The 21,882-nt window shown below is 72.2% G+C and carries 15 protein-coding genes; 9 read left to right on the forward strand and 6 right to left on the reverse strand.

Features of this window, described 5'->3' with window-relative positions; all coding sequences use genetic code 11:
- The first annotated feature begins 227 nt into the window (after positions 1-227).
- Positions 228-371: a hypothetical protein gene (locus tag ACIPTO_RS18965; protein ID WP_401193674.1), complete on the forward strand. Its 144-nt coding sequence runs from the start codon at positions 228-230 to the stop codon at positions 369-371.
- Positions 372-416: 45 nt separating this feature from the next.
- On the opposite strand, the gene ACIPTO_RS18970 is transcribed toward ACIPTO_RS18965, so the two are convergent.
- Positions 417-1,331, reverse strand: a complete 915-nt coding sequence (locus tag ACIPTO_RS18970; RefSeq protein ID WP_401193457.1) for a LysR family transcriptional regulator — start codon at positions 1,329-1,331, stop codon at positions 417-419.
- 115 nt (positions 1,332-1,446) lie between these two features.
- Between ACIPTO_RS18970 and ACIPTO_RS18975 the strand changes: the two genes are divergently transcribed.
- On the forward strand, positions 1,447-2,340 hold the full coding sequence (locus ACIPTO_RS18975; RefSeq protein ID WP_401193459.1) for an MBL fold metallo-hydrolase: 894 nt from the start codon (positions 1,447-1,449) through the stop codon (positions 2,338-2,340).
- 63 nt (positions 2,341-2,403) lie between these two features.
- Here ACIPTO_RS18975 and ACIPTO_RS18980 read toward each other — a convergent pair whose 3' ends face one another.
- The 3 genes from ACIPTO_RS18980 to ACIPTO_RS18990 form a co-directional block, all read right to left on the reverse strand.
- The gene (locus tag ACIPTO_RS18980; RefSeq protein WP_401193461.1) at positions 2,404-3,945 is read right to left on the reverse strand and encodes a hypothetical protein; all 1,542 of its coding nucleotides are present in this window, start codon (positions 3,943-3,945) and stop codon (positions 2,404-2,406) included.
- Complete coding sequence (locus ACIPTO_RS18985; RefSeq protein ID WP_401193463.1) at positions 3,942-6,008, reverse strand: hypothetical protein; 2,067 nt, start codon at positions 6,006-6,008, stop codon at positions 3,942-3,944. The genes ACIPTO_RS18980 and ACIPTO_RS18985 overlap by 4 nt, the downstream gene beginning before the upstream one ends.
- A 527-nt stretch (positions 6,009-6,535) precedes the next feature.
- Positions 6,536-7,717: a cytochrome P450 gene (locus ACIPTO_RS18990; protein WP_401193466.1), complete on the reverse strand. Its 1,182-nt coding sequence runs from the start codon at positions 7,715-7,717 to the stop codon at positions 6,536-6,538.
- Between the two features lie 270 nt (positions 7,718-7,987).
- On the opposite strand from ACIPTO_RS18990, the gene ACIPTO_RS18995 reads away from it, so the two are divergent.
- From ACIPTO_RS18995 to ACIPTO_RS19005, 3 genes are all read left to right on the forward strand, one after another.
- Positions 7,988-8,221: a hypothetical protein gene (locus ACIPTO_RS18995; RefSeq protein ID WP_401193468.1), complete on the forward strand. Its 234-nt coding sequence runs from the start codon at positions 7,988-7,990 to the stop codon at positions 8,219-8,221.
- A 241-nt stretch (positions 8,222-8,462) separates the two neighbouring features.
- Positions 8,463-11,012 carry a SpoIIE family protein phosphatase gene (locus tag ACIPTO_RS19000; protein WP_401193471.1) on the forward strand — a complete coding sequence of 850 codons (2,550 nt, stop codon included), beginning with the start codon at positions 8,463-8,465 and terminating at the stop codon, positions 11,010-11,012.
- A gap of 76 nt (positions 11,013-11,088) precedes the next feature.
- Positions 11,089-13,821: a SpoIIE family protein phosphatase gene (locus tag ACIPTO_RS19005; RefSeq protein ID WP_401193474.1), complete on the forward strand. Its 2,733-nt coding sequence runs from the start codon at positions 11,089-11,091 to the stop codon at positions 13,819-13,821.
- Positions 13,822-13,885: 64 nt separating this feature from the next.
- On the opposite strand, the gene ACIPTO_RS19010 is transcribed toward ACIPTO_RS19005, so the two are convergent.
- Both ACIPTO_RS19010 and ACIPTO_RS19015 read right to left on the reverse strand, forming a co-directional pair.
- Positions 13,886-15,373, reverse strand: a complete 1,488-nt coding sequence (locus ACIPTO_RS19010; protein WP_401193476.1) for an esterase — start codon at positions 15,371-15,373, stop codon at positions 13,886-13,888.
- Between the two features lie 135 nt (positions 15,374-15,508).
- Entirely contained in the window at positions 15,509-17,344 is a 1,836-nt protein-coding gene (locus ACIPTO_RS19015; RefSeq protein ID WP_401193478.1) for a glycoside hydrolase family 15 protein, read from the reverse strand.
- 185 nt (positions 17,345-17,529) lie between these two features.
- Here ACIPTO_RS19015 and ACIPTO_RS19020 point away from each other — a divergent pair, with 185 nt between their 5' ends.
- The 4 genes from ACIPTO_RS19020 (at position 17,530) to ACIPTO_RS19035 (ending at position 21,877) form a co-directional block, all read left to right on the forward strand.
- The gene (locus tag ACIPTO_RS19020; protein WP_366317281.1) at positions 17,530-17,736 is read left to right on the forward strand and encodes a hypothetical protein; all 207 of its coding nucleotides are present in this window, start codon (positions 17,530-17,532) and stop codon (positions 17,734-17,736) included.
- Between the two features lie 69 nt (positions 17,737-17,805).
- On the forward strand, positions 17,806-19,209 hold the full coding sequence (gene sthA / locus ACIPTO_RS19025) for a Si-specific NAD(P)(+) transhydrogenase (RefSeq protein WP_366317279.1): 1,404 nt from the start codon (positions 17,806-17,808) through the stop codon (positions 19,207-19,209).
- Between the two features lie 225 nt (positions 19,210-19,434).
- Entirely contained in the window at positions 19,435-20,907 is a 1,473-nt protein-coding gene (locus ACIPTO_RS19030) for an APC family permease (protein ID WP_401193481.1), read from the forward strand.
- Positions 20,908-20,917: 10 nt separating this feature from the next.
- Complete coding sequence (locus tag ACIPTO_RS19035) at positions 20,918-21,877, forward strand: hypothetical protein (RefSeq protein WP_401193484.1); 960 nt, start codon at positions 20,918-20,920, stop codon at positions 21,875-21,877.
- Positions 21,878-21,882: the final 5 nt, after the last annotated feature.

The following is a 21,882-nucleotide window of genomic DNA, read 5'->3' on the forward strand; positions in this document are numbered from 1 at the left end:
CATCCCAGCACCCGCGCGGGCGTTCGGGCGGTAGCGACCCGTGGTGAGACGGGATCGGTCGGCGCGAGGGGCTGGTTCCGGGGAGGGCGAAAATCCGTGGCCGGGTGGCGCGCACCGCCGATACCGTCCGGTTCGATCCCCTGATCCGGACCCTTGATCCGGTCCCCCGAACCAATCCACCGATCCGGTCGCATGGCCCCTCCGCAGAGAGCGAATCCGATTTGGACGTGGACGCGGAGTTCGTGACGCGCTACCCCGTCCAGCAGGCGGGCGGCCGGACGATCCTGGAGCTGTGGGTCCCGGCCGGGGAGCTGGACGAGTTCAACGCCCACATCGTCGGGCAGATCCGGGTGGTGCACGCGTTCCGGTGAATGCGGGAGTCCCGGTCACCGGACATCCCGGAGACCGGGAACGGGTCACCCCGCTGTGCCCCGCGGCGGACTCCAGGAGGCCGACGCCGATGGACCGGTGCCGCGGTGGACGCTCTCGGCGATCCGGACGAAGGACCGGATCAGCGGACCGGTGTCGGCGGCGCGCCAGGCGATGACGAACCGGCTCGGTGCCATGTCGGTCAACGGCACCACCGTCAGCCCGTCCGGCAGATCGTGCCCGAGCGGCATCAGCCCCACCGAGTCGTTCCACAGCACCGACTGGAGACACTCACGGGCCGTCCGTACGACGGGCCCGTCACGGCGTCGGCCGCCGTCCGCCGAGCCCGTCCAGTAGGCGTGCCACACCGGGTCCGTGCCGTCCGGGAAGCGGAACCAGCGGCGCCCGGCGAGGTCGGCCAGGCGCAGGCTGTCGCGGTGCGCGAGGGGGTCGTCCTTGCGGAGGACCACGCCGACGCGTTCCGAGCGCAGGGTGCGGGTGGCGATACCGGTGTCGTCGAAGGGTGCCCTGGTCAGCGCCACGTCCACGAGCCCGGCGCGCAGTCCCGCGGTCGGATCGGTCAGGTCGGACTCGCGGATGAGGACGCGGGCCGCGGGATGGTGCTGCCGGTACGCGGCGGCGAGCCGGGTCCCGAACCACTCCGCGCTGTCGGCCAGGGTGCCCAGGGTCAGCGTGACCGGTCCGGCCAGCTCGGCCACGCGCTCGCGCGTCCGGTCGGCCTGCGCGAGCAGCGCGCACGCCTCCTCGTGCAGCAGGACACCGGCCGGGGTGAGCGCCACCCCGGTCGGCGAGCGGAGCAGCAGGACGCAGCCGAGGTCGGTCTCCAGCTGTCTGATCGCCCGGCTCAGCGGCGGCTGGGTCATCCGCAGCCGTGCGGCGGCCCGGCCGAAGTGGAGTTCCTCGGCGACCGCCACGAAGTAGCGCAGCGTGCGTAGCTCCATGACCGGGGATGATACCGACCCGGTATCGGCCGTACAGGATCGGTCTTGGACACCCTCGGGGGTGCGGCGGTGGAGTGGTGGGCGGACGAGACCGCCGTACCGCTGAGGAGTCATCATGGCCGACCGCGTGTCGCACGACCCTGTCGTGCGCATCACCGAAGTCCGGGAACTGGACCGTGACTTGGTGGTCGTACCGGACCGGAGAGTGCAGCTGGTGCCCAATATCGGGGTCATCGGCGGCCGGGACGCGGTGCTCGTCGTGGAGACGGGTCTGGGGCCGCGGAACGCGGAGAAGGTCCTGGCGTTCGCGTCCGAGTACGCGAAGGGCCGCCGGATCTATCTCACGATGACCCACTTCCACCCTGAACACGCCTTCGGGGCGCAGGAGTTCGCGGGCGAGGCGACGTTCCTCGTGAACCGCGCGCAGGCCGAGGACCTGAAGGTGAAGGGCTCGGGCTATCTCGACATGTTCCGTGGGCTCGGCGAACCGGTCGCCCGACAGCTCGAAGGGGTGGTCCTGCCGGAGCCCGACCTTGTCTACGACGATGCCTACGACCTCGAACTCGGCGGCCGGGTCGTGCAGTTGAGGGCCACCGGTCGGGCGCACAGCAAGGGGGACCAGGTGGTGCGGGTGCCGGACGCGGGCGTGCTGTTCACCGGGGACCTGGTGGAGGCGGGGCAGTTCGCGATCTTCCCGTGGTTCCCGCCGTACGACACCGACGTCTCCGGCACGCGCTGGATCGCGGTGATGGAGCGGCTCGCGGGTGAGGGGGCGCGGGTCGTCGTACCGGGCCACGGTGCCGTCGGCGGGCCGGAGTTGCTCGCGGACGTCGGCGACTACCTGAGGCTGCTGCGGGACGAGACCTGGGTGCGGCGCGACTCGGCGATGAGCGAGGAGACGATCGTCGAGGAGGTCAGGGCGGTCATGATCGAGCGGCATCCGGACTGGGCCGAACGGGACTGGATCGACAAGGGAGTCGGCTGCCTGTGCGCCGAACACCCGGCGTGAGGCCGAGAGGCAGATGTCCCGGACGGCGGAGGGCTGTTGACGATGTCCTCCGCCGGACCGGGGTCAGGGCGTCGGCGTGCGCGGTGCCGTGCAGTTCGCCGTCGGTGGCCGGCCCGTCGGCCAGGACAGGGTGACGAAGCGGTCCGTGCGGGTCGCGGGGTCGAGGCGGACGACGGCCACCGCCTTGTCGTAGGGGTTGCCCTGGTTGTCGAGGCAGATCCAGCCGCTGGCGCCCTCGACGCGGCCGGTGCCGTGCAGATGCAGCCAGGCGTCGCGGACCGCGTCGGTGGAGGGGACGGCGTGGCCTTCGACGGCCTCGTCGCGGATGCCCTGGATGGCGGTCCAGGCCGAGTCGTAGGTGATGATGGCGCGGGAGTCGGTCAGGTCCACCGGGCCTACAGGGCCGGTCAGTTGAGGGTTCGTCAGCCGGGCCAGTGTCCGGAAGGCCTCCGGTGAGCCGCCGGTCGACGGGACGTGCGGGCCGGTCCAGGCGTCCGGGTGCGAGGACGCGGTGAACTCCAGGGTGACGCCGTGGCGCAGGGTGTCCCACTCCAGCTGGTCGTCCAGGGGCAGGGCGTTGGCGGCCGGACCCGTGATCACGGTGTAGGAGTGGGTGTGGCAGCCGCGGCGGCCGAGTTCGTTGAGGAACTGGCGCAGCTGGACCGGCCGTCCCGCGAAGTAGATCTCCTTGGCGGGGGATTCGCAGATGTTGGCGACGATCTGCCGGAAGTCGTTCGAGGTCGTGCCCGCCGCGCCGATGTCTTTCGGGGACCGGTACTGCTCGGGGGCCAGGGGCGCTCCCGCGGTCCGTGCCTCGAACACCTTCCGGAGGCTGGTGATGTAGTTGTCGTCGTCCCGGGCGTCCTCCACCAGCACCGTCTGCCGCGCCTCGACACCCCGGTCGGCGTGGGCGAGCGCGGCGGCCTGGTCGGTGTTGCTGGGGTTGACCCGCACCAGCCCCTCGTAGGCGTGCGGGTGCCGGGGGGTGTTGGCGATGTCGTCGGCGGTGAGGGCGCCGCCGACGACGGGGATCTTCCGGTCGTTCGTCAGGTGGGCGACGGTCCGCTCGGTGGTGGGAATGCTGATGTCGAAGCCGAAGACGGCGCGCAGCCGGTGCGCGGGCGAGGCCGCCATGTCCGCGAGCTGATCGGCCACGCGGCGCCAATGGAGGCCCCCCACACCGGGGTTGGCTAGCATCAGGCGGATCGCGGGTGCCCTGCGGTTCTCCTGGTGGTTGGCGCGGTACTGGGCGAAGTAGGCGCCCTGCACCTCCCACAGGGCGTGCTTCCGGTCGACCGCGCTCGTCTGTTCCGCGAAGTCCATCGGGATCATCAGCGCGATGGTGGCGTACGGGTCACCGGAGTGGGCCACCCTGTCGTTCTCGGCCTTGATCCGGGCGGACACCTGGTCCAGCGCGGGGTCGAAGCTGACGCTGCCGTCGGTGACGCCGACGCACTCGTGCCCGGGCGACGCCTCGTGCACCCCGGCGCCGCAGGAGTCGTCCCGGTAGGCGCGGTAGCCGTAGCAGGCGCCCAGGGAGACGACGAGGAGGAGCACCACGAAGAGTGCCTGGCGGGTCAGGCGGCCCGGCCTGCGGAACGTCATCGGCCGGTCCCTTCCCGCACGGTCAGGTGCGGGGCCTGGACGCCCTCGCCCAGCCGCGCGGACCAGTGCCGGAACGCCTGCCGGTAGGCGTCGGTGGGTTCGTGGTCGTACAACGTGCGCAACGCGGACTCCACTTGGTCGATACGGTCGGGGCAGGGCGCGTTCAGCGGGTCGGACTGCTCCCACAGGGCTTCCAGCAGCCGGGCCACGGCGCGGTGGACGACCTCGGCCCGCGCGGGCGACGCGTCCTGACGGCAGCCGCCGCACGGTCCGTCGACGGGTACGGCCTCGAATGCCGCCGGCGGATGCGGCGCGGCGCAGACGATGTTGAGGGACGCCAGCCACACGGCCGGTGTGCTGTGGGCGAGCCAGTGGTGCAGGGAGCGGACGACCTCGTCGGTGAGCCCCAGGGCGAGGGTGTGGTGCAGGTACGCGGCCGGGACCGACCCCGCCGCGCCGTCCGGTGGGTAGCCGCTCCGCAGGTACTGATGGATCTCGCGCCACTCTTCGGGCGCGGTCCGTGTGCGCAGGCGGTGGAGGAGCAGGATCCGCAGGGCCGGGTCGGCGATGAGGGGCACGGAACCGGCGGTGCCCGGCCAGGACCCGGGCGCCCAGCAGATGCCCTCCAGCAGTTCGAGCGCCTCCTCCATCCGCCCCTTCAGGGGGTCCTCGGGGTGCAGTCCGCTCCACAGCCGGCGCGCGGCGGCGATGTCCAGTGCCGGGGCCAGCTCCACCAGCCGGTCACATTGGGCGGGCTCGGGCAGCAGCGCGGCCAGCAGTCCGTCCACCGTGGAACCGCCGCCGTCCGCCCGGACGGCGTCGAGCAGCGGAGCCGCCGGGTGCGCGTCGGGCGCGTGGTCGGGGGCCACGGCTGCCGCCGCCCGGGCGAGGGTCCGGGCGCTGCCCGGCCGGCCGCCTGCGAACCGGTCGATCAGCAGCGGCAGGTACGGTGGCCGGTCCGCGGTGCCAAGGACGCGGTCGATGTCCCCGCGCTCCAGTGTGGGCAGGCCCAACCGCAGGACGCCGTCGGCCAGTTGCCCGAAGGCGTCCGATGTGTCGCCGACCTCGCGCAGTGCGCTGTGGGCCGTCGGGTCACCGAGCCGGGCGGCCACCACGACCGGGCCCATCGCGTCCTTGCCGAGGGCCTCGCGGCGCAGCGGTCCGAGGAGGCGGGCGCCGATGGGTGCGTGGGTGTTGTCGAGGAGGATCAGGGGCGGGGGGACTTCGTTCCTGCGGCGCAGGCGGCCGTAGTGGTGTGTGAGGTCCGCGAGGAAGGCGGCGATCAGGCTCGCCTCCAGGGGGAGGCGGTTGCCGCCGGGGCGGCGGAAGTCCCGTACGAATCCGAAGAGTTTCTGTACGGCGTCGCCCTGCTCGTGCCGCAGGCGGTCGTCCCACCAGCGCAGTGCGCCGCGGTTCGCCCGGGACGGCAGCAGGCGGGGGGCCGAGGTCCTGAGTGCGGCCCGGCCCTCACCTTTCAGCGGGCCGCGCCGGGACGTCCCGTCGCTAAGGTCCCGTTCGTGGGCCTCGATCCACTCGGCGAGCCGTACCCGGCGTTCCGTCTCGCCGTCGCCGTTGCCGCTGATGACCTCGCGGAGGCGCTGCTCCGCGCGGCGCAGGTCCTGCGGCGGCACCGCGGTGGCGGCGGTGGACGTCTCGTCCGCGCGCCATGCCGTCACCACCAGCAGGCCCAGGGACAGCCGGGGGAACCGCAGGGGCTGGACGGTCCTGCGGACGCGCAGGCCGAGCCGGTACGACAGCAGGTAGAGCAGGTCGGTGAGATGGGAGCCGTCGGGGCGGTCATCCGGCAGATCGGCGAGGAGCGGGTCCCCGAACCCGGGCTCGGCGAGGTCCGCGCGCGCCAGCGGGACGAGGGGGGTGTAGTCGGTGGACAGGGTGGCGAGCAGGGTGGTCCTGCCGCTGCACCGGCCGCCGACGAGTTCGATGACGGGGATGGCGCCGGGGGTGGCCGCGCGGGTGCGTCGGCCGCCGTTCCGGTCAAGGCCGACCAGGTCGGGCACCAACCCGTCGAACAACGGGTCCATCCCGTGGAGCCGTTCGCCCACTGTTCTTTCGCCCCCCTCGCGCCGGTGCCGGTACGGCCTCGGCGCCGAGGGATCGAAGTTAGGGGCAGAGCGGAGGAAAAATCCGGGTCATCCCGGATGTGATGGTTTCTGTGTTTCTTCCCTGACCGAAGCGGCGGATGACGGCGGTTTCCCGACCGATCCCGACACCCGGCGCGTGCCGCGCCGCATGTGCCCATGCCCGCCACGGGATCCGGAACAGGCGATCCAGGGCGGGCTGTGGTCATGGCTGAGCATGCCGTGCGTGCTGTGCGAGGAGCGCGGGTCAGCCGCGGCGCAGCATCATGACGACGGCGACGATGACGATGATGAGGACGACGGTACCGAGACCGATGTACACGGTTATCTCTTTTCCTTCGGGGAGCGACGCCCATCGGTGCCGCACAGACCGAGTGCCCCCGACTTCGGGTTTCAGCCCGCCCTCGCGCCATGTTTGCCGAACGCCCCGGCCGGCCCTGACCTGAACCTCCCGTTCCGCTCGGATCGGCGCCCGTCGCGTCGCGTGCGGGTCAGGCCGTGGCGTCCCACAGGAGGTGCAGCGTCGGTGGCTTGCGGAACACCAGGCCGTGCGGGGCGGTGGGGTGGTCCGGGTCGAGGCGCAGGGCCGGGAGGCGGTCGAGGAGGTGCCGGAGGGCGATACGGGTCTCCAGCCGGGCCAGGTGGGCGGCGAGGCAGTAGTGCGGGCCGTGGGCGAAGGCGAGTTGGAGGCGGGCGTTCGCGCGGCGGACGTCGAAGCGGTCGGGGTCGGGGAAGACGGCCGGGTCGCGGTTGGCGCCGGTGAGGGAGACGGTGACCAGGTCGCCCTCGCGGATCGTCGCGTCGCCGAGGACGGTGTCGCGGGTGGCGTAGCGGTCCACGACGGCGGCACCGGGTTCGAGGCGCAGCGACTCCTCGATCGCGCCGTCCAGCAGGCCCATGTCGGCCTGGACGAGGGCGAGTTGGCCGGGGTGCCGGAGCAGGTGCAGCAGTGCGTTGGTGATCATCGCCTCGGTGGTCTCGATGCCGCCGAACATCAACACGGCGGCGTTGGAGGCCACTTCGGGCACCGTGAGCTGTCCGGCGGCGGAGACGAGGAGCGAGGCCGCGGTGCGGTCGGCGACGGTGGCTTCGACGGAGGCGCGGAGTTCGGCGTAGGCCCGGGTGCCGGCGGCTCCGGCCTCGTGCCCGGCGGTGATGTCCGAGACCGACCGTACGATCGCGTCGTACCAGTTCAGGACCGTGTCCGGGGTGGTGCCCGTGAGGCCGAGCGCCTCGGTGACGACGGCGACCGCGAGCGGGCCCGCGAAGGCGCGGCGCAGTTCACCGGCGCCGGCCGGGCGCAGCGCGGTGACGAGGCGGTCGGTCTCGCGCTCGATGAACGAGGCGAAGCCGTCGTGCACCTCGCGTGGCCGGAAGGGGGCGGTGAAGGGTTCGCGGTGCCGGGCGTGCCGTTCTCCGTCGAGGGACAGCATGCTCGGGCCGACGACCTGGGCGGTGGAGAAGCGCGGGTCGTCCACGGTGTAGGTGACCGCGTCCCGCATCACGCCCAGCGCGAGGTCGCGCCGGGTCACCAGCCAGCCGTTCAACTCGGGCAGCCAGGAGACGGGTTCGCTCTCCCGGAGCCGCGCCAGCCGTGCGTGCGGGTCCTGGGCGAGTTCGGCGAGCGTCGTCCCCGCACCGAGCGGGAAGGAGGCGGCGGCGACCGTGCTCATCGCACTACTCCATGTCGGGGCGGGGGGAACGTGGCCATGAGCGAGGCTAACAATCGGGCCGGGGGTGCCGGTGAGCAGGGTGCGGTCGCCGGGTCCGGTGGGCGGGCGGCCGGGATCGGTGAGGGCAACAGATCGAATTCGCCCCGCGAGAGGCATAGTTTGCGCCATCCTGAACGGCACGGGGCGGGGACCGACCACGGACGCGGGTCGGCCTCAACTCCCTTGTTCCGCCTGCCCACTCGACGCGTCGTTCCGAAAGGGCACCGTCCCATGGCCACATCCCAGTCCGCCGGGAGGCCGTTCGCCGTGCACGAACGCACCGGCCGGACGACGCACGACCGCGGCGCGGCGACCGGCACGGCCGGCTCCGTCGGCTCCGCCGGACCGGGGACGACCGGCCATGGGTTCACCGACCGCGCGGGGGCCGGCGGCCTCCCGGGCAGGACCGCCTCCGGCGGACCCGCGCACCGCTCCGGTGCCGGTCCGCTCGCTCTCGTCGCCTGACCCACGAGAAGCCCCCGGCACCCGCGCCGAGGGGCCTTCGTCCTGAGCCGGCGACACCGCACCGCACCCAGCACCCGACATCGACCCTTGAGTCACTCTTGATCACTTCATCAGACACCGGCGGCCCCGCGATACCCGTGCCTCTCCAGTCCGTCCCGTCCGCCCAGGTGACCCCGGCCGCGTCCTGGCGCATTCTTGCTGTGTCACCCACCAGGTGCCACAGGGACGAGGTAGGGCCCCGATGACAGGGAGTGCCGAGCGCGAGAAGGGGACGCCCGGACGGCTCGCCGAGCTGCTCATCGACGCCTCGACGGAGGCGATCGACGCGGCCGGCGGCCACTCGGGAGGCGTCTACCTGCGATCGAACACGCCCGGACTGCTGCGGCTCGCCGTGCTGGCGGGGCTGCCGGGGCCGCTGTTCCGCCCCTGGGGCCGGCTGCACGCCGACAGCAAGTTCCCCGTCGCCGACGCCTACCGCCTCGGCGTCCACGTGGTCCTGCCGAACGCCACGGAGTGCATGCGCCGCTACCCCCAGTTCGCCGCGAGCCTGCCCTTCCAGTTCGGCTCCCTGTACGTGCCCGTCAGCAGCGGCCCGACGACGTACGGCGTGCTGACCGTGCTGCGCCCCTCCGCCCCGGACGCCACCGAGGTGCTGGCCGGCCTGGACCGCATGACCCGGCTGGCCGAGGAGCTGGGCACGGCGCTGCGGGAGCTGGAGGAAGAGCACAAGGACCGCGAGGACGGCGACGGCCCGTTCGTCGTGTGGGACGGCGAGGCCGTGTGCGTCCAGGCGACGGCCACGTACCGGCCCGAGGGCCGGATGGCGCGGTTCGTCTGGGATCCGGTGACGACGGCCGTGACCGGGGACGGTGCCCTGCACGCGCTGCTGGGCGTGGAGCCCGCGACGGCGCTGGACAGCGCGCAGGCCATCGCGGACATCGTGGCACCGGGCGACACCTACCAGGTCATGGCCGCGCTGCGGGCCACGGCCGCCGGGAAGCCGCCGCCGCTGCCCCTGCGGGTGCGGGCGGCGGACGGCTCGATCCGGCTGCTGGACCTGTGGACGCCTGCGACCGGCCCGGTCCCGCCCGGCGCCGGTCCTCCGGTCAGCGGTGTCGTCCTCGACCCGGGCGCCGCGTCGACGTACGACAGCGCGGCCGACCTGCTCCCGGAGGGGGTGTTCTGCCTGGACCGGATGGGCCTGGTCACCTACGCCAATCCGCGCGCCGCCCGGCTGCTGGGCCGGGACCGGGACGAACTGCTGGGCCGCCCGCTGTGGGAGGGCGTGCCCTGGCTGAACCAGATCGGCTGCGAGGACCAGCTGCGCGGCGCCCTGCTGTCGCTGGAGCCGGTGCACTTCCACGTCCGGCGCCCGGACGACCCGGGGCGGCGGACAGAGCCGTACGGGGGCGACTGGCTCTCGATGGCCGTCCATCCCGGCCGGGACGGTCTGACCTGCACGGTGGCCCCGTCGAACCGTGTGTCGGGGCCGCCGCTGCCGGTGCTGCCCGCGCACGCCGACGGAAACGGCGCGGCGGCGGACGGTGTCACCTCGTTGGCCCCGCTGTACCGGCCGATCGTGCTCGCCATCGCGCTGACCGAGGCGGTCACCGCCCGGCAGGTGTCGGCGGTCGTGATGAAGGAGCTGCTGCCCGCGTTCGGCGGCCGGCGGCTCGCGATCTACCTGCTCCAGGACCGGCATCTGTACCTGGCCTGGGAGAACGGCTTCCCGCAGGGTTTCCTCACCCCCTTCGACGGCGTCGGCCTCGACGCGCGGATCCCCGGTGTCGAGACCCTCACCAGCGGGCGCCCGCTCTTCTTCGACTCCATGCAGCAGCTCGCGGAGGCCTACCCGGGCATTCCCCTGGACGCCGAGGAGGGCGCCCGCGCGTTCCTGCCGCTGATCGCGTCCGGCCGTCCGGTCGGCTCCTGCATCCTGGGCTTCGACCGCTCCCGCAGCTTCAGCACCGAGGAACGCGCGGTGCTCACCGCCCTCGCCGGCCTGATCGCCCACGCGATGGAGAAGGCCCAGCGCTACGACTCGGAGGCCGCCCTCGCCCGTGGCCTCCAGCAGGCCCTCCTCCCCCGCCGGCTCTCCGCGCACCCGCAGGTGGACACCGCGGGGCGCTATCTGCCGGGGACCCAGGGCATGGAGGTGGGCGGCGACTGGTACGACGTCGTCGAGGCGGGGGACGGACTCGCGCTGGTCATCGGCGACGTCCAGGGGCACGGCGTGCAGGCCGCCGCCACGATGGGCCAACTCCGCAGTGCGGTCAGGGCGTTCGCGCTCGGGGACCGACCGCCGGACGAGGTGATGAGCGGCACGAACCACCTCCTGATCGACCTCGATCCGGGCCAGTTCGCGAGCTGCTGCTACCTCCGGCTGGACCCGGCCAGCGGGCTGGTCCGGGTCGCCAGGGCCGGGCATCCGCCGCCGCTGATCCGTACCCCGGACGGCCGCACCCGGGTCTGGGACATCCCCGGAGGGGTGGTCCTCGGGGTGGACCCGCACGCCCAGTACCCGGTCGCGGAACTGCGGCTGGAGCCGGACTCGATCCTCGCGCTCTACACCGACGGTCTCGTCGAGCGCCCGGGTGTCGACATCGACGACGGGATCGCCGCCCTGCGGGTCGCCCTCGCCAAAGCGGCCGGGCCCGCACGGGCCGGAGGACGGTCCCTGGCCGGTGTCGCCGACCGGCTCACCACGGCGGCCCGGCACGCGGCCGACCGCCCCGACGACATCGCGCTGCTGCTCGCCGCCCGGCGCACCAAGCCCGGACGGCACCCGTGACCCGCGGCGGGGCACGGCCTGTCACCGCCTGTGACGGCCCTCGCCTCAAGAGGTCGGGCAGTGTAGACATGGGCTCATGGTCCGCCTGACGGGTCGGCGAGGGGCCCGGCCGACCCACCGCCCCGACGGTCTGCGTGCGCAGCGCCCGTACGACCGTGCCCGTCGGGCGCGCGGACACCGGCGCGTCCCGCTGGGCGGCAGGCTGGGCGGGCGCAGCGTCGCCGGGCAGGTGTTCATGCTGCAGGTGGTGATCGTGCTGCTGCTGGTCGTGTCGGCCGTGGTGGCACAGGTCCTCCAGGTGCGGCGCGACAGCACGCAGGAGGCCCGCAACCGGTCGGTGGCCGTCGCCGAGACCTTCGCCAACGCGCCGGGCACGGCTGCCGCCCTGCACAGCCCCGACCCGACGGCGATCCTCCAGCCGCGCGCCGAGGCCGCCCGCAAGGCGTCCAAGGTGGACTTCATCGTCGTCCTGAACACCGACGGCATCCGCTACACCCACCCCAAGCCGGACCGCATCGGCAAGAAGTTCGTCGGAGACATCGCCCCCGCGCTCGCCGGGCATGTCGTCACCCAGGAGCTCACCGGCACCATCGGCCCGCTGGTGCAGGCCGTGGTCCCCGTCCGGGGCACCGGCGGCAAGATCGTCGGCCTGGTCTCGGCCGGCGTGACGAAGGCGAACGTCGGAGGCGCCGCCGACCAGCAGCTGCCCCTCCTGCTGACCGCGGCGGCGGCCGGGCTGCTCCTCGCCACCGGAGGCACGGCCCTGGTCAGCAGACGGCTGCAGCACCAGACGCACGGCCTGGGCCCGAACGAGATGACCCGGATGTACGAGCACCACGACGCGGTGCTGCACGCCGTGCGGGAGGGCGTGATCATCGTCGGTGGCGAGGGCCGGCTGCTGCTCGCCAACGACGAGGCGCGCCAGCTGCTCGACCTGCCCGAGAACGCCGAGGGACTCCTCGTCCTCGATCTCGGACTGGACGCCGAGATGACCGCGCTGCTGGCCTCCGCGCGGGTCGCGACGGACGAGGTGCACCGCGTCGGCGACCGGCTGCTCGCCGTCAACCAGCGCCCCACCGACCTCAAGGGCGGCCCGCCCGGCAGCGTCACCACCCTCCGCGACTCCACCGAGCTCCGCGCCCTCTCCGGCCGCGCCGAGGTCGCCCGCGAACGCCTCGACATGCTCTACGACGCCGGAGTGGGCATCGGCACCAGCCTGGACGTCACCCGCACCGCCGAGGAACTCGCCGAGCTGGCCGTCCCCCGCTTCGCCGACTTCGTCACGGTCGACCTCTACGAAGCGGTCCTGAGCGGCGAGGAGCCCCAGCCCGGCACCGAGCTGCGGCGCACGGCCTCCAGCGGGGTCCGGGACGACGTCCCGCTCTATCCCGTCGGCAAGCAGATCCAGTTCATCCCGTCCTCCCCGCAGGCCCGCAGCCTCGACACCGGCGAGGCCGTCGTCGAACCCCGGCTCAGCGAGGCCCCCGGCTGGCTCACCCAGGACCCCGAACGCACCGCGCAGGTCGTCGAGTACGGCATCCACTCGCTGATCGCCGTGCCGCTGCGGGCCGGTCCCCTCGTCCTCGGCGTGGTCAACTTCTGGCGCGCCGACAAGCCGGACCCCTTCGACACCGAAGAACTCGCCCTGGCCGAGGAGTTGGTGGCCCGCGCGGCCGTCTCCATCGACAACTCCCGCCGCTACACCCGCGAACACGGCATGGCGGTCACCCTCCAGCGCAGCCTGCTCCCGCGCCGCCTGCCCGCACAGACCGCCCTCGACGTCGCCTACCGCTATCTCCCCGCGAAGTCCGGGGTCGGCGGCGACTGGTTCGACGTCCTGCCCCTGTCCGGCGCCCGGGTCGCCCTGGTCGTCGGCGATGTCGTGGGCCACGGTCTGCACGCGGCGGCCACCATGGGACGCCTGCGCACGGCGGTCCACAACTTCTCGTCGCTCGACCTTCCCCCGGACGAACTCCTGGGCCTGCTGGACGAGTTGGTGGGCCGGATCGACCAGGACGAGACGACCGAGGACAGCGTCTCCCCGGTCACCGGAGCGACCTGCCTGTACGCGATCTACGATCCGGTGACCCTGCGCTGCACCGTCGCCCGCGCCGGACATCCGCCGCCCGCGGTCATCCGGCCGGACGGCACCGTCGACTTCCCCGACGTCCCGGCGGGACCTCCGCTCGGTCTCGGCGGACTCCCCTTCGAGACGGCCGAGTTGGAGCTGGCCGAGGGCAGTCGGCTGGTTTTGTACACGGACGGTCTGGTCGAGGACCGCGAGCGGGACATCGACGTCGGCCTGGAGATGCTGCGCACCGCGCTCACCCGCTCCGGCGACTCCCCCGAGGACACCTGCCGGGCCGTCCTCGACTCGGAGCTGTCGGTACGGCCCAGCGACGACATCGCCCTGATCGTCGCCCGCACCCGCGCACTCGGCGCCGACCGCATCGCGGAGTGGAGCGTCCCGTCCGACCCGGCGGCCGTCGCCGACATGCGCTCCTCGGTCACCCGCCAGCTCACCCACTGGGGGCTGGACGAGCTGACGTTCACCACCGAACTCGTCCTCAGCGAACTGGTCACCAACGCCATCCGCTACGGCAACGACCCCGTCCGCGTACGCCTGTTGCGCGACCGCACCCTGATCTGCGAGGTCTACGACGGCAGTACGACCTCGCCGCATCTGCGGTACGCGGCGATGACGGACGAGGGCGGCCGGGGCCTGTTCCTGGTGGCCCAGCTGTCGGAGCGCTGGGGCACCCGGTACACCCCGGCGGGCAAGGTCATCTGGGCCGAACAGGCGCTGTGAGCGGCCCCGTTCACGGGAGACGCCCGCACCGGCCGTCGAGCCGGTACGGGCGCCGCCCTGCCTTCTACTCGTCAATCGCGGCCCCGAAGCGCGCCCCCTTCGGCGCACCGCCGAGGTCCGCCGCGCCGTACAGCGAGGAGCCCTGGGCGAGCAGGCCGTCGGGACCGGCCGGGAGCAGCCAGACGTAGCCGTCACCTGAGTTCTCGCCCGGGGCGGAGGCGACCAGTTCGGAGCGGCCGTCCGCGTCCGTGTCGGCCAGCCGGACCTGGGAGCCCCAGGCGTCGTCGGTCTCGGCGGTGCCGGGGATGCCTGCGGTGTTCTGGTCGAAGGACTGGGCGCCGGTCACGGTCACGCCTGCGCGCGAACCGCGCAACAGCCATACGGCGCCCGCGTCCCGGACGGTGCCGATGTCCTCGCCCGGCGCGCCGACGGCGATGTCCGCGCAGCCGTCGCCGTCGACGTCGCCGACGGAGAGGTCGTTGCCCCAGGCGTCGCCGTGCTCCGCCGCTCCGGGGACACCCGGGGAGTTCTGCGACCACCAGTCCGCCGGGCCGGTGGCGCCCCGCGCACTGCCGTAGTAGACGGCGATCTTGCCGCCGTCGTCACCTTCGGCCTGGTCGTCGGCGCTGCTCCGCTGGCCGACGACGAGGTCGTCGTAGCCGTCACCATTGATGTCCCCGGAGGCGGTGCCGAGGCCGCCGTTCAGGTCCTGACGGTACGTCAACTGGGTGTCGCCGCCCGCGTAGAGGGCCGACCAGCCCTGCTGGTAGTCGTCGTCGGGGCTGTAGCCGGAGACGACCAGGTCGGCGAAGCCGTTGCGGTCGTAGTCGCCGGTCGTGAGGTACGCGGGCTGGATGCGGTGGCCGCCCGGCCGGGTGGTCGTGTTCAGGGTGCCCATCAGGTGCAGGATGTCGGTGTGGAAGGCGAAGATCTGGGCGCCGTCGTTGTCGAGGACGGCCATCTCGTCGGCGTCGGTGGCGCCGGTGAAGCGGGCCGCCGCCAGGGCCTGTCCGAAGCGGGCGCCCGCGGTGGGCCTGGTGGAGGCGAAGGAGGTGTTCGCCTCGGCGCCCAGTCCGGCCTTGGAGCCGTAGAGGACGGTGACGCGCCCGGCGTTCTCGGCGCCGCCCTCGTCCTTGCCCGGGGCGCCGATGAGCGCGTCGTCGTAGCCGTCGCCGTTGACGTCACCGGTGGCGACGGCCTGGCCGAAGGAGTCGTAGGCCACCGAGTCGCCGGGGACGCCCGGGGTGGACTGGCTGATGACGGCGGTGTGGCCCTTGGGGACCGTGGTGTTGGTGGCGATGCCGTTCGGGGCGCCGTACTGGACGGTGACGTAGCCGGCGCCCTGCTTGCCGTCGACGGTGCCGTCCGGGGCGCCGATGAGGACGTCGTCGTAGCCGTCGCCGTTGAAGTCGCTGTTGCGGTCGACGGCGCTGGTGCCGCCGGGGACGCCCGCGTAGCTGGCCGGTGCGGCGACGATGCCGGCGCCGGCCAGGAGCAGGAAGGCCGCGGACGCGACGGCGGTGGAGACCTTCTTGCGTGACACGTTCTTCATGGTGTGTTCCCCCGTGCTGCATAGGTGGTGCGGTCAGGGGGTTCGACACGGGACGCGGGGCGGGAGTTGTGGTGCCCCGGTGTGCTGTGACACCGCGGTGACACTTGTCGCGGGACCGGCACGGACCCGGGCCGGTCAGCCCAGGGCGCGGTCCAGGTTGAACGCGGCGCTGATCAGGGCGAGATGGGTGAACGCCTGGGGGAAGTTGCCCTGTTGCTCGCCGGTGCGGCCGATCTCCTCGGCGTACAGGCCGAGATGGTTGGCGTAGGTGAGCATCTTCTCGAAGGCGAGGCGGGCCTCGTCGACGCGGCCGGCCCGGACCATGGCCTCGACGTACCAGAAGGAGCAGATCGAGAACGTGCCCTCGTCGCCGCGCAGGCCGTCGGGGCTGGCCTGCGGGTTGTAGCGGTAGACGAGGGAGTCGGAGACGAGTTCCTCGGTCAGCGCGTCGAGGGTGGAGAGCCACTTGGGGTCGGTGGGGGCGATGAACTTCGCCAGCGGCATCATCAGCAGGGCGGCGTCGAGGACGTCACTGCCCTCGTACTGGACGAAGGCCTGGCGCTTGACCGACCAGCCGCGGTCCATGATCCGGCGGTAGATGGTGTCGCGGACCTTCAGCCAGTGCGGAAGGTCGGCGGGCAGGCCCCGGCGGTTGGCGAGGCGGATCGCGCGCTCGATCGCGACCCAGCACATCAGCCGTGAGTAGAGGAAGTTCTTGCGGCCGCCGCGGGTCTCCCAGACGCCCTCGTCGGGCTGGTCCCAGTGCGCGCAGACCCAGTCGACGAGGGCGCACACGTCGTCCCACTGGGCGCTGGAGATGGGCTGGGCCCACTTGTCGTAGAGGTAGATGGAGTCGATCAGGGCGCCGTAGATGTCGAGTTGGAGCTGATCGGCCGCCGCGTTGCCGACGCGGACCGGGGCGGATTTCCGGTGGCCCTCCAGGTGCGGGAGTTCGCGTTCGGTGAGTGCGGTGCGGCCGTCGATGCCGTACATGATCTGGAGCGGGCCCGACGGGTTGCCGTCGCCGGGGCTGATGTAGCGGGTCACGAACTTCATGAACGCCTCGGCCTCGCCGGTGAAGCCGAGGCGCAGCAGGGCGTAGACGCAGAAGGCGGCGTCGCGGATCCAGACGTAGCGGTAGTCCCAGTTGCGCTCGCCGCCGAGCTGTTCGGGGAGGCTGGTGGTGGGGGCGGCGACGATCGCGCCGGTCGGCGCGTACGTCAGCAGCTTGAGGGTGAGGGCGGAGCGGTGGACCATCTCGCGCCAGCGGCCCCGGTAGCGGGACTGGGAGACCCAGCGCCGCCAGTAGGCGACCGTGGCGGCGAACTCGTCCTCGGCCTCCTGCCGGGCGCAGGGGCGGGAGGTCACCTCGCCGTCGACCTGGTCGAGGGCGAACACCGCGGACTCGCCCTCGTCGAGCTTGAAGTCGGCCCACACGTCGACGTCGTCGCACTCCAGGGCGACGGTCGCGGTCAGCGCGAGGGACATGTCGGCGGACTCGAAGAGCGCGACGTCGCCGGTCATCCGCGCGGTGTGCGGGGAGGTGCCGTAGTCGAACCTCGGGGCGACCCGGGTCCGGAACGGCACCGAGCCGCGCACGCACACCACGCGCCGGATCAGCCGGTGCCGTGCGGACTCGTCCGACTCGCCGGTCACCGGCATGAAGTCCTGGACCTCGCCGACGCCGTCCTCGGTGAAGAACCGGGTGATCAGGACGTTGGTGTCGGGAAAGTAGAACTGCTTCGTGCGGGCCGGCACGGAGGCGGCCAGTTCGAAGGAGCCGCCTCGCTCGGCGTCAAGGATGGCGGCGAAGACGCTGGGGGCGTCGAAGGACGGGCAGCAGTACCAGTCGATCGTGCCGTTCGTCCCCACCAGCGCCACGCTCCGCAGATCACCGATCAGTCCGTGCTCGGCGATGGGCAGATATCCGGGTCCGGTGGGGGTGTCCTGCTGGGGCGGGGTCTCGACCATCGCGGCAGCCTCCCTGGTTCGGCCCGCGGGGGCCGCTTCCAGCTTAGGTTCAGGTTCTGGATCGGCCACTCTTCCGGATGCAGCGAAGGGCCGGGCGGGGAATCGTGGGAGTGGGACCCACGGCACTCGTGCGGTGCCGGTGAGCCGGCCGGTCCCGAAGGGTCCGGTCCCGAGGAGGAGGCTCCATGTCGATGTCAGAGTCGGACGCGTCCGTACCGCCCGAGGACCGCGCCACCCCGGACGACCTGCTGCACGCCCGGACCGGGACCGAGGTGACGCCGGAGGACGTGGTGCTGGCGGCCGGGCGGGACGTGACGCCGGAGAGTCTGGAGTGGGCCCGGCGGAGGATCGCGGCGGAGGGGGCTGCCGCGCTGGACAGACTGCTGCCTTAGGCGTTCTGTCGGCACCTGGTTACCCGTTCACCCTTTCGGAGACGGCACCCCGGCTGACAGACTCCGGAGGTGCCCGACTTCGACATGCTTGTCATCGGTTCAGGACCGGGTGGCCAGAAGGCCGCCATCGCGGCGGCCAAGCTCGGCCGCCGGGTCGCCGTCGTCGACCGCCCCGACATGGTCGGCGGCGTCTCCATCCACACGGGGACCATCCCGTCCAAGACGCTGCGCGAGGCGGTGCTGTATCTCACCGGCCTCACCCAGCGCGATCTGTACGGCCAGAGCTACCGCCTCAAGGACGACATCACCGTCGGCGACCTCACCGCGCGCACGCAGCACGTGGTCAGCCGTGAAGTGGACGTCATCCGCAGCCAGTTGTCCCGCAACCAGGTCTCCCTGTTCGCCGGCACGGGCCGCTTCGTCGACCCGCACACCGTCGCGCTGACGGAAATCACCGGTCACGAACGGCTGTTGACCGCCGAGAACATCGTCATCGCCACCGGCACCCGCCCCGCCCGCCCGGACACCGTCGAGTTCGACGGCCGGACCATCATGGACTCGGACAACGTCCTGGACCTGCCCAAGGTCCCGCGGTCCATGGTCATCGTCGGCGCGGGCGTGATCGGCATGGAGTACGCCTCGATGTTCGCGGCGCTCGGCAGCAAGATCACCGTGGTGGAGAAGCGCGCCGGGATGCTCGACTTCTGTGACCTGGAGGTCATCGAGTCGCTCAAGTACCACCTGCGGGACCTCGCCGTCACCTTCCGCTTCGGCGAGACCGTGGCCGCCGTCGAACGGCACGCCAACGGCACGCTGACCGTGCTGGAGAGCGGCAAGAAGATCCCGGCCGACGCCGTGATGTACTCGGCCGGCCGGCAGGGGCTGACCGACGAACTCGACCTGGACAAGGCCGGCTTGTCCGCCGACCGGCGCGGCCGGATCGACGTGGACGAGAACTTCCGCACCTCCGTGCCGCACATCTACGCCGTCGGCGACGTCATCGGCTTCCCGGCCCTCGCGGCGACCTCGATGGAGCAGGGCCGTACGGCGGCGTACCACGCCTGCGGTGAGCCGGTGCACCGGATCGACGACCGGCAGCCGATCGGCATCTACACCATCCCGGAGATCAGTTTCATCGGGAAGACGGAGGACCAACTCACCGAGGAGTGCGTGCCGTTCGAGGTCGGGATCTCCCGCTACCGCGAGCTGGCGCGCGGCCAGATCATCGGTGACTCGCACGGCATGCTGAAGCTGCTGGTCTCCCCCACGGACCGCACCCTGCTCGGCGTGCACTGCTTCGGCACCGGCGCGACGGAACTCATTCACATCGGCCAGTCCGTGATGGGCTGCGGCGGAACGGTCGACTATCTCGTCGACGCGGTCTTCAACTACCCGACGCTCGCCGAGTCCTACAAGGTCGCCGCCCTCGACGCGACGAACAAACTGCGGCAGATCGACCGACTCGGCGACTGACCGTTCACAGGAGATTACTGGCTGGTCAATCTTGAAAGGCCAAAAGGTACGGCTATCATCACACCCACACACGGTGTGACCGTCCGCCGACGCAGCGGTTGAACGGGTGTCCACCCGTCCCTAGGTGTTGTTCCGACCGGTCCCTGTCCCGAGGCCATCCCTCTCCGGGTCCGGGGCCGGTCCGCTCAACCCCCCACGTCGTGCACGACGGAAAGCAGCGCATCCATGAGCAACAACAGGGGCAGAGGGCTGCAGGCCAATGCCCTCGGTACGTTCGACACCGTGGTGATGGCCGTGGCGGGCAGCGCCCCGGCGTACTCGATCGCCGCGACCACCGCGGTACTGGTCGGCGCGGTGGGACTGGCCAGTCCGGCCGCCCTCCTCTACTGCGCGATACCGATGCTGGGCATCGCGCTCGCCTTCAGCTATCTCGGCCGGATCGACGTGAACGCGGGGGCGAGCTACTCCTGGGTGGGCCGCACCCTGCACCCCTTCCTCGGCTTCATCAGCGGCTGGGCCCTGGTGGTCTCCGCGACCATCTTCATGGTCGCCGGGTCGCTGCCCGCCGGGTCGATGACGCTGTCCCTCTTCGACGAGGGACTCGCGGACGACACGGCGTTGTCGACGGTGGTCGGGGCGGCCTGGTTCATCGTCATGCTGCTGGTGGTGCTCGGCGGGGCCCGGCTCACCGTCCGTGCGCAGATCCTCATGTCGGGCGTGGAGCTGGGGATCCTGGCGCTGTTCGCCGTGCTCGCCGTCGTCCACACCGGCAACGCCCGCGCCTTCGACTGGTCCTGGCTGGGCCTCAGTCACTTCGACGGGGTGTCGGGCTTCGCGTCGGGCGCGCTCATCGCCGCGTTCTACTACTGGGGCTGGGACGTCACCAGCAACCTCAGCGAGGAGACCCGCAACAGCCGTCGTACGACCGGACTCGCGGGCCTGATCGGCGTCGGCATCGTCTTCCTGCTCTTCGAGGTGTTCACCATCGCGGTGAACGTCATCCTCTCCTCGCGGCAGATCGAGAGCAACGACGCCAACGTACTGGCCGTGCTCGGCGACGAGATCTGGCCGGGCTGGGGCGGCAGGCTGCTGATCGTGTCGGTGATGCTGTCGACCATCGCCACCCTGGAGACGACCCTCATCCAGGTCACGCGCTCGCTGTTCGCGATGGGCCGCGACCGTACGATGCCGGCCGCGCTCGGCCGGGTGCACCGCACCTGGAACACGCCCTGGGTCGCGATCACCGTGGTCGGCGGAGTCGCCCTGGCGATGTTCATCGCCTCCAACGCGCTCGGCTCGGTGGGCGAGATCCTCTCCGACGCGATCTCGGCGATCGGTCTGCAGATCGCCGTGTACTACGGCCTCGCGGGCCTCGCGGTCGTCGTCGCCTACCGCAGGATGCTCTTCAAGTCCGCGGGGAACTTCCTCTTCGGCGGGCTGTGGCCGCTGTTCGGCGCGCTGTTCATGTTCTGGATCTTCGTCGAGTCGCTGGGCGACCTGAGCGACGCGGCGATCACCATCGGCATCGGCGGCCTGGCCGTGGGGCTGATCCCGATGCTCTGGTACTGGAAGCGGGGCAGCGACTACTACCGGCCCTCGCGCCTCGACGCGGCGCACACCGTCGAGACGGACTACGTCCCCGACGACTTCGTGGCCGAAGGGTCCCGGGTCCATCAGGGTCTCCCGACCGATTTCTGAGGGGCACCCGATGGCGCGAGACCGCTTCACCCCCGACTTCGACCCCGACTGCGGGGACGCGCCCCTCAGTTCGACCCGCCACGACATCGTCATCGGCCGCTGGCAGGGCCTGCGGGATCTGCTGCGCGACACCGGCGCCCACTGGCTGGGCCGGGGTCACCGGGTCCGGACGCTCGCCCAGGCCTGCGCGGGCAGTTCGACCGTCGAGTCCTGGCTGGCCGCCGAACCGCACAGCGCCGACGCGCTCACCCTGCGGGCGGCGACGGAGACGGCGCGGGCGTTCACCATGGCCATCGCGGCGGGCCGGGGCGTGCCGATCGACCGCAACCGCATCGACTCGGCCGTCATGGCCTGCCTCCAGGCGTCGGAGTCCTACCCGGACGACCCCACCCCCTGGATCTCCCTGATCTCCGTCGCCCGCCTCTATCCGTCGGGCGTACGACGCCAGGAACTCGCCCGCTGGTGGGACGAGTTGCACCGGCGCGACCCGTACAGCGTCGAGGGCCATCTCCAGGTCCTGCACTACTACTCGTCCCGCTGGCACGGCAGCCACGGCCTGATGTACGACTTCGCCCGCGACGCGGCGGGCGTCGCACCACCCGGCTGCGCCCTGCCGGTCCTGGTGCAGTACGCCCGGGTCGAGGAGTACCGCTACGCCCTCGACGCCGCGCAGGGCAGGCAGGCGGCGGTCGGCCTCGGCCAGCACTGGATCCACGACGCTGCGGTCAGCGACGTCCGCCGCACCTGGCAGCGCTGGATCGCGGGCCGCGCGGACGGCCCCGTCGAACCCGGCGAGCTCCGCGACCTCAACCACCTCGCCCACGCGGCGTGTCACGCGGGCACCACGGACATCTCGTCGGCGGTGCTGGGGATGATGGGCCGCCGGGCGACTCCGACTCCGTGGTCGTACACGGGGGACGCGGGCAAGCAGATCGTGAAGTGGCGGAAGGACCTGGGGATGCGGGCCTGAGGAGC

The organism is Streptomyces sp. NPDC090083 (assembly GCF_044747445.1).
Classification (GTDB): Bacteria; Actinomycetota; Actinomycetes; order Streptomycetales; family Streptomycetaceae; genus Streptomyces.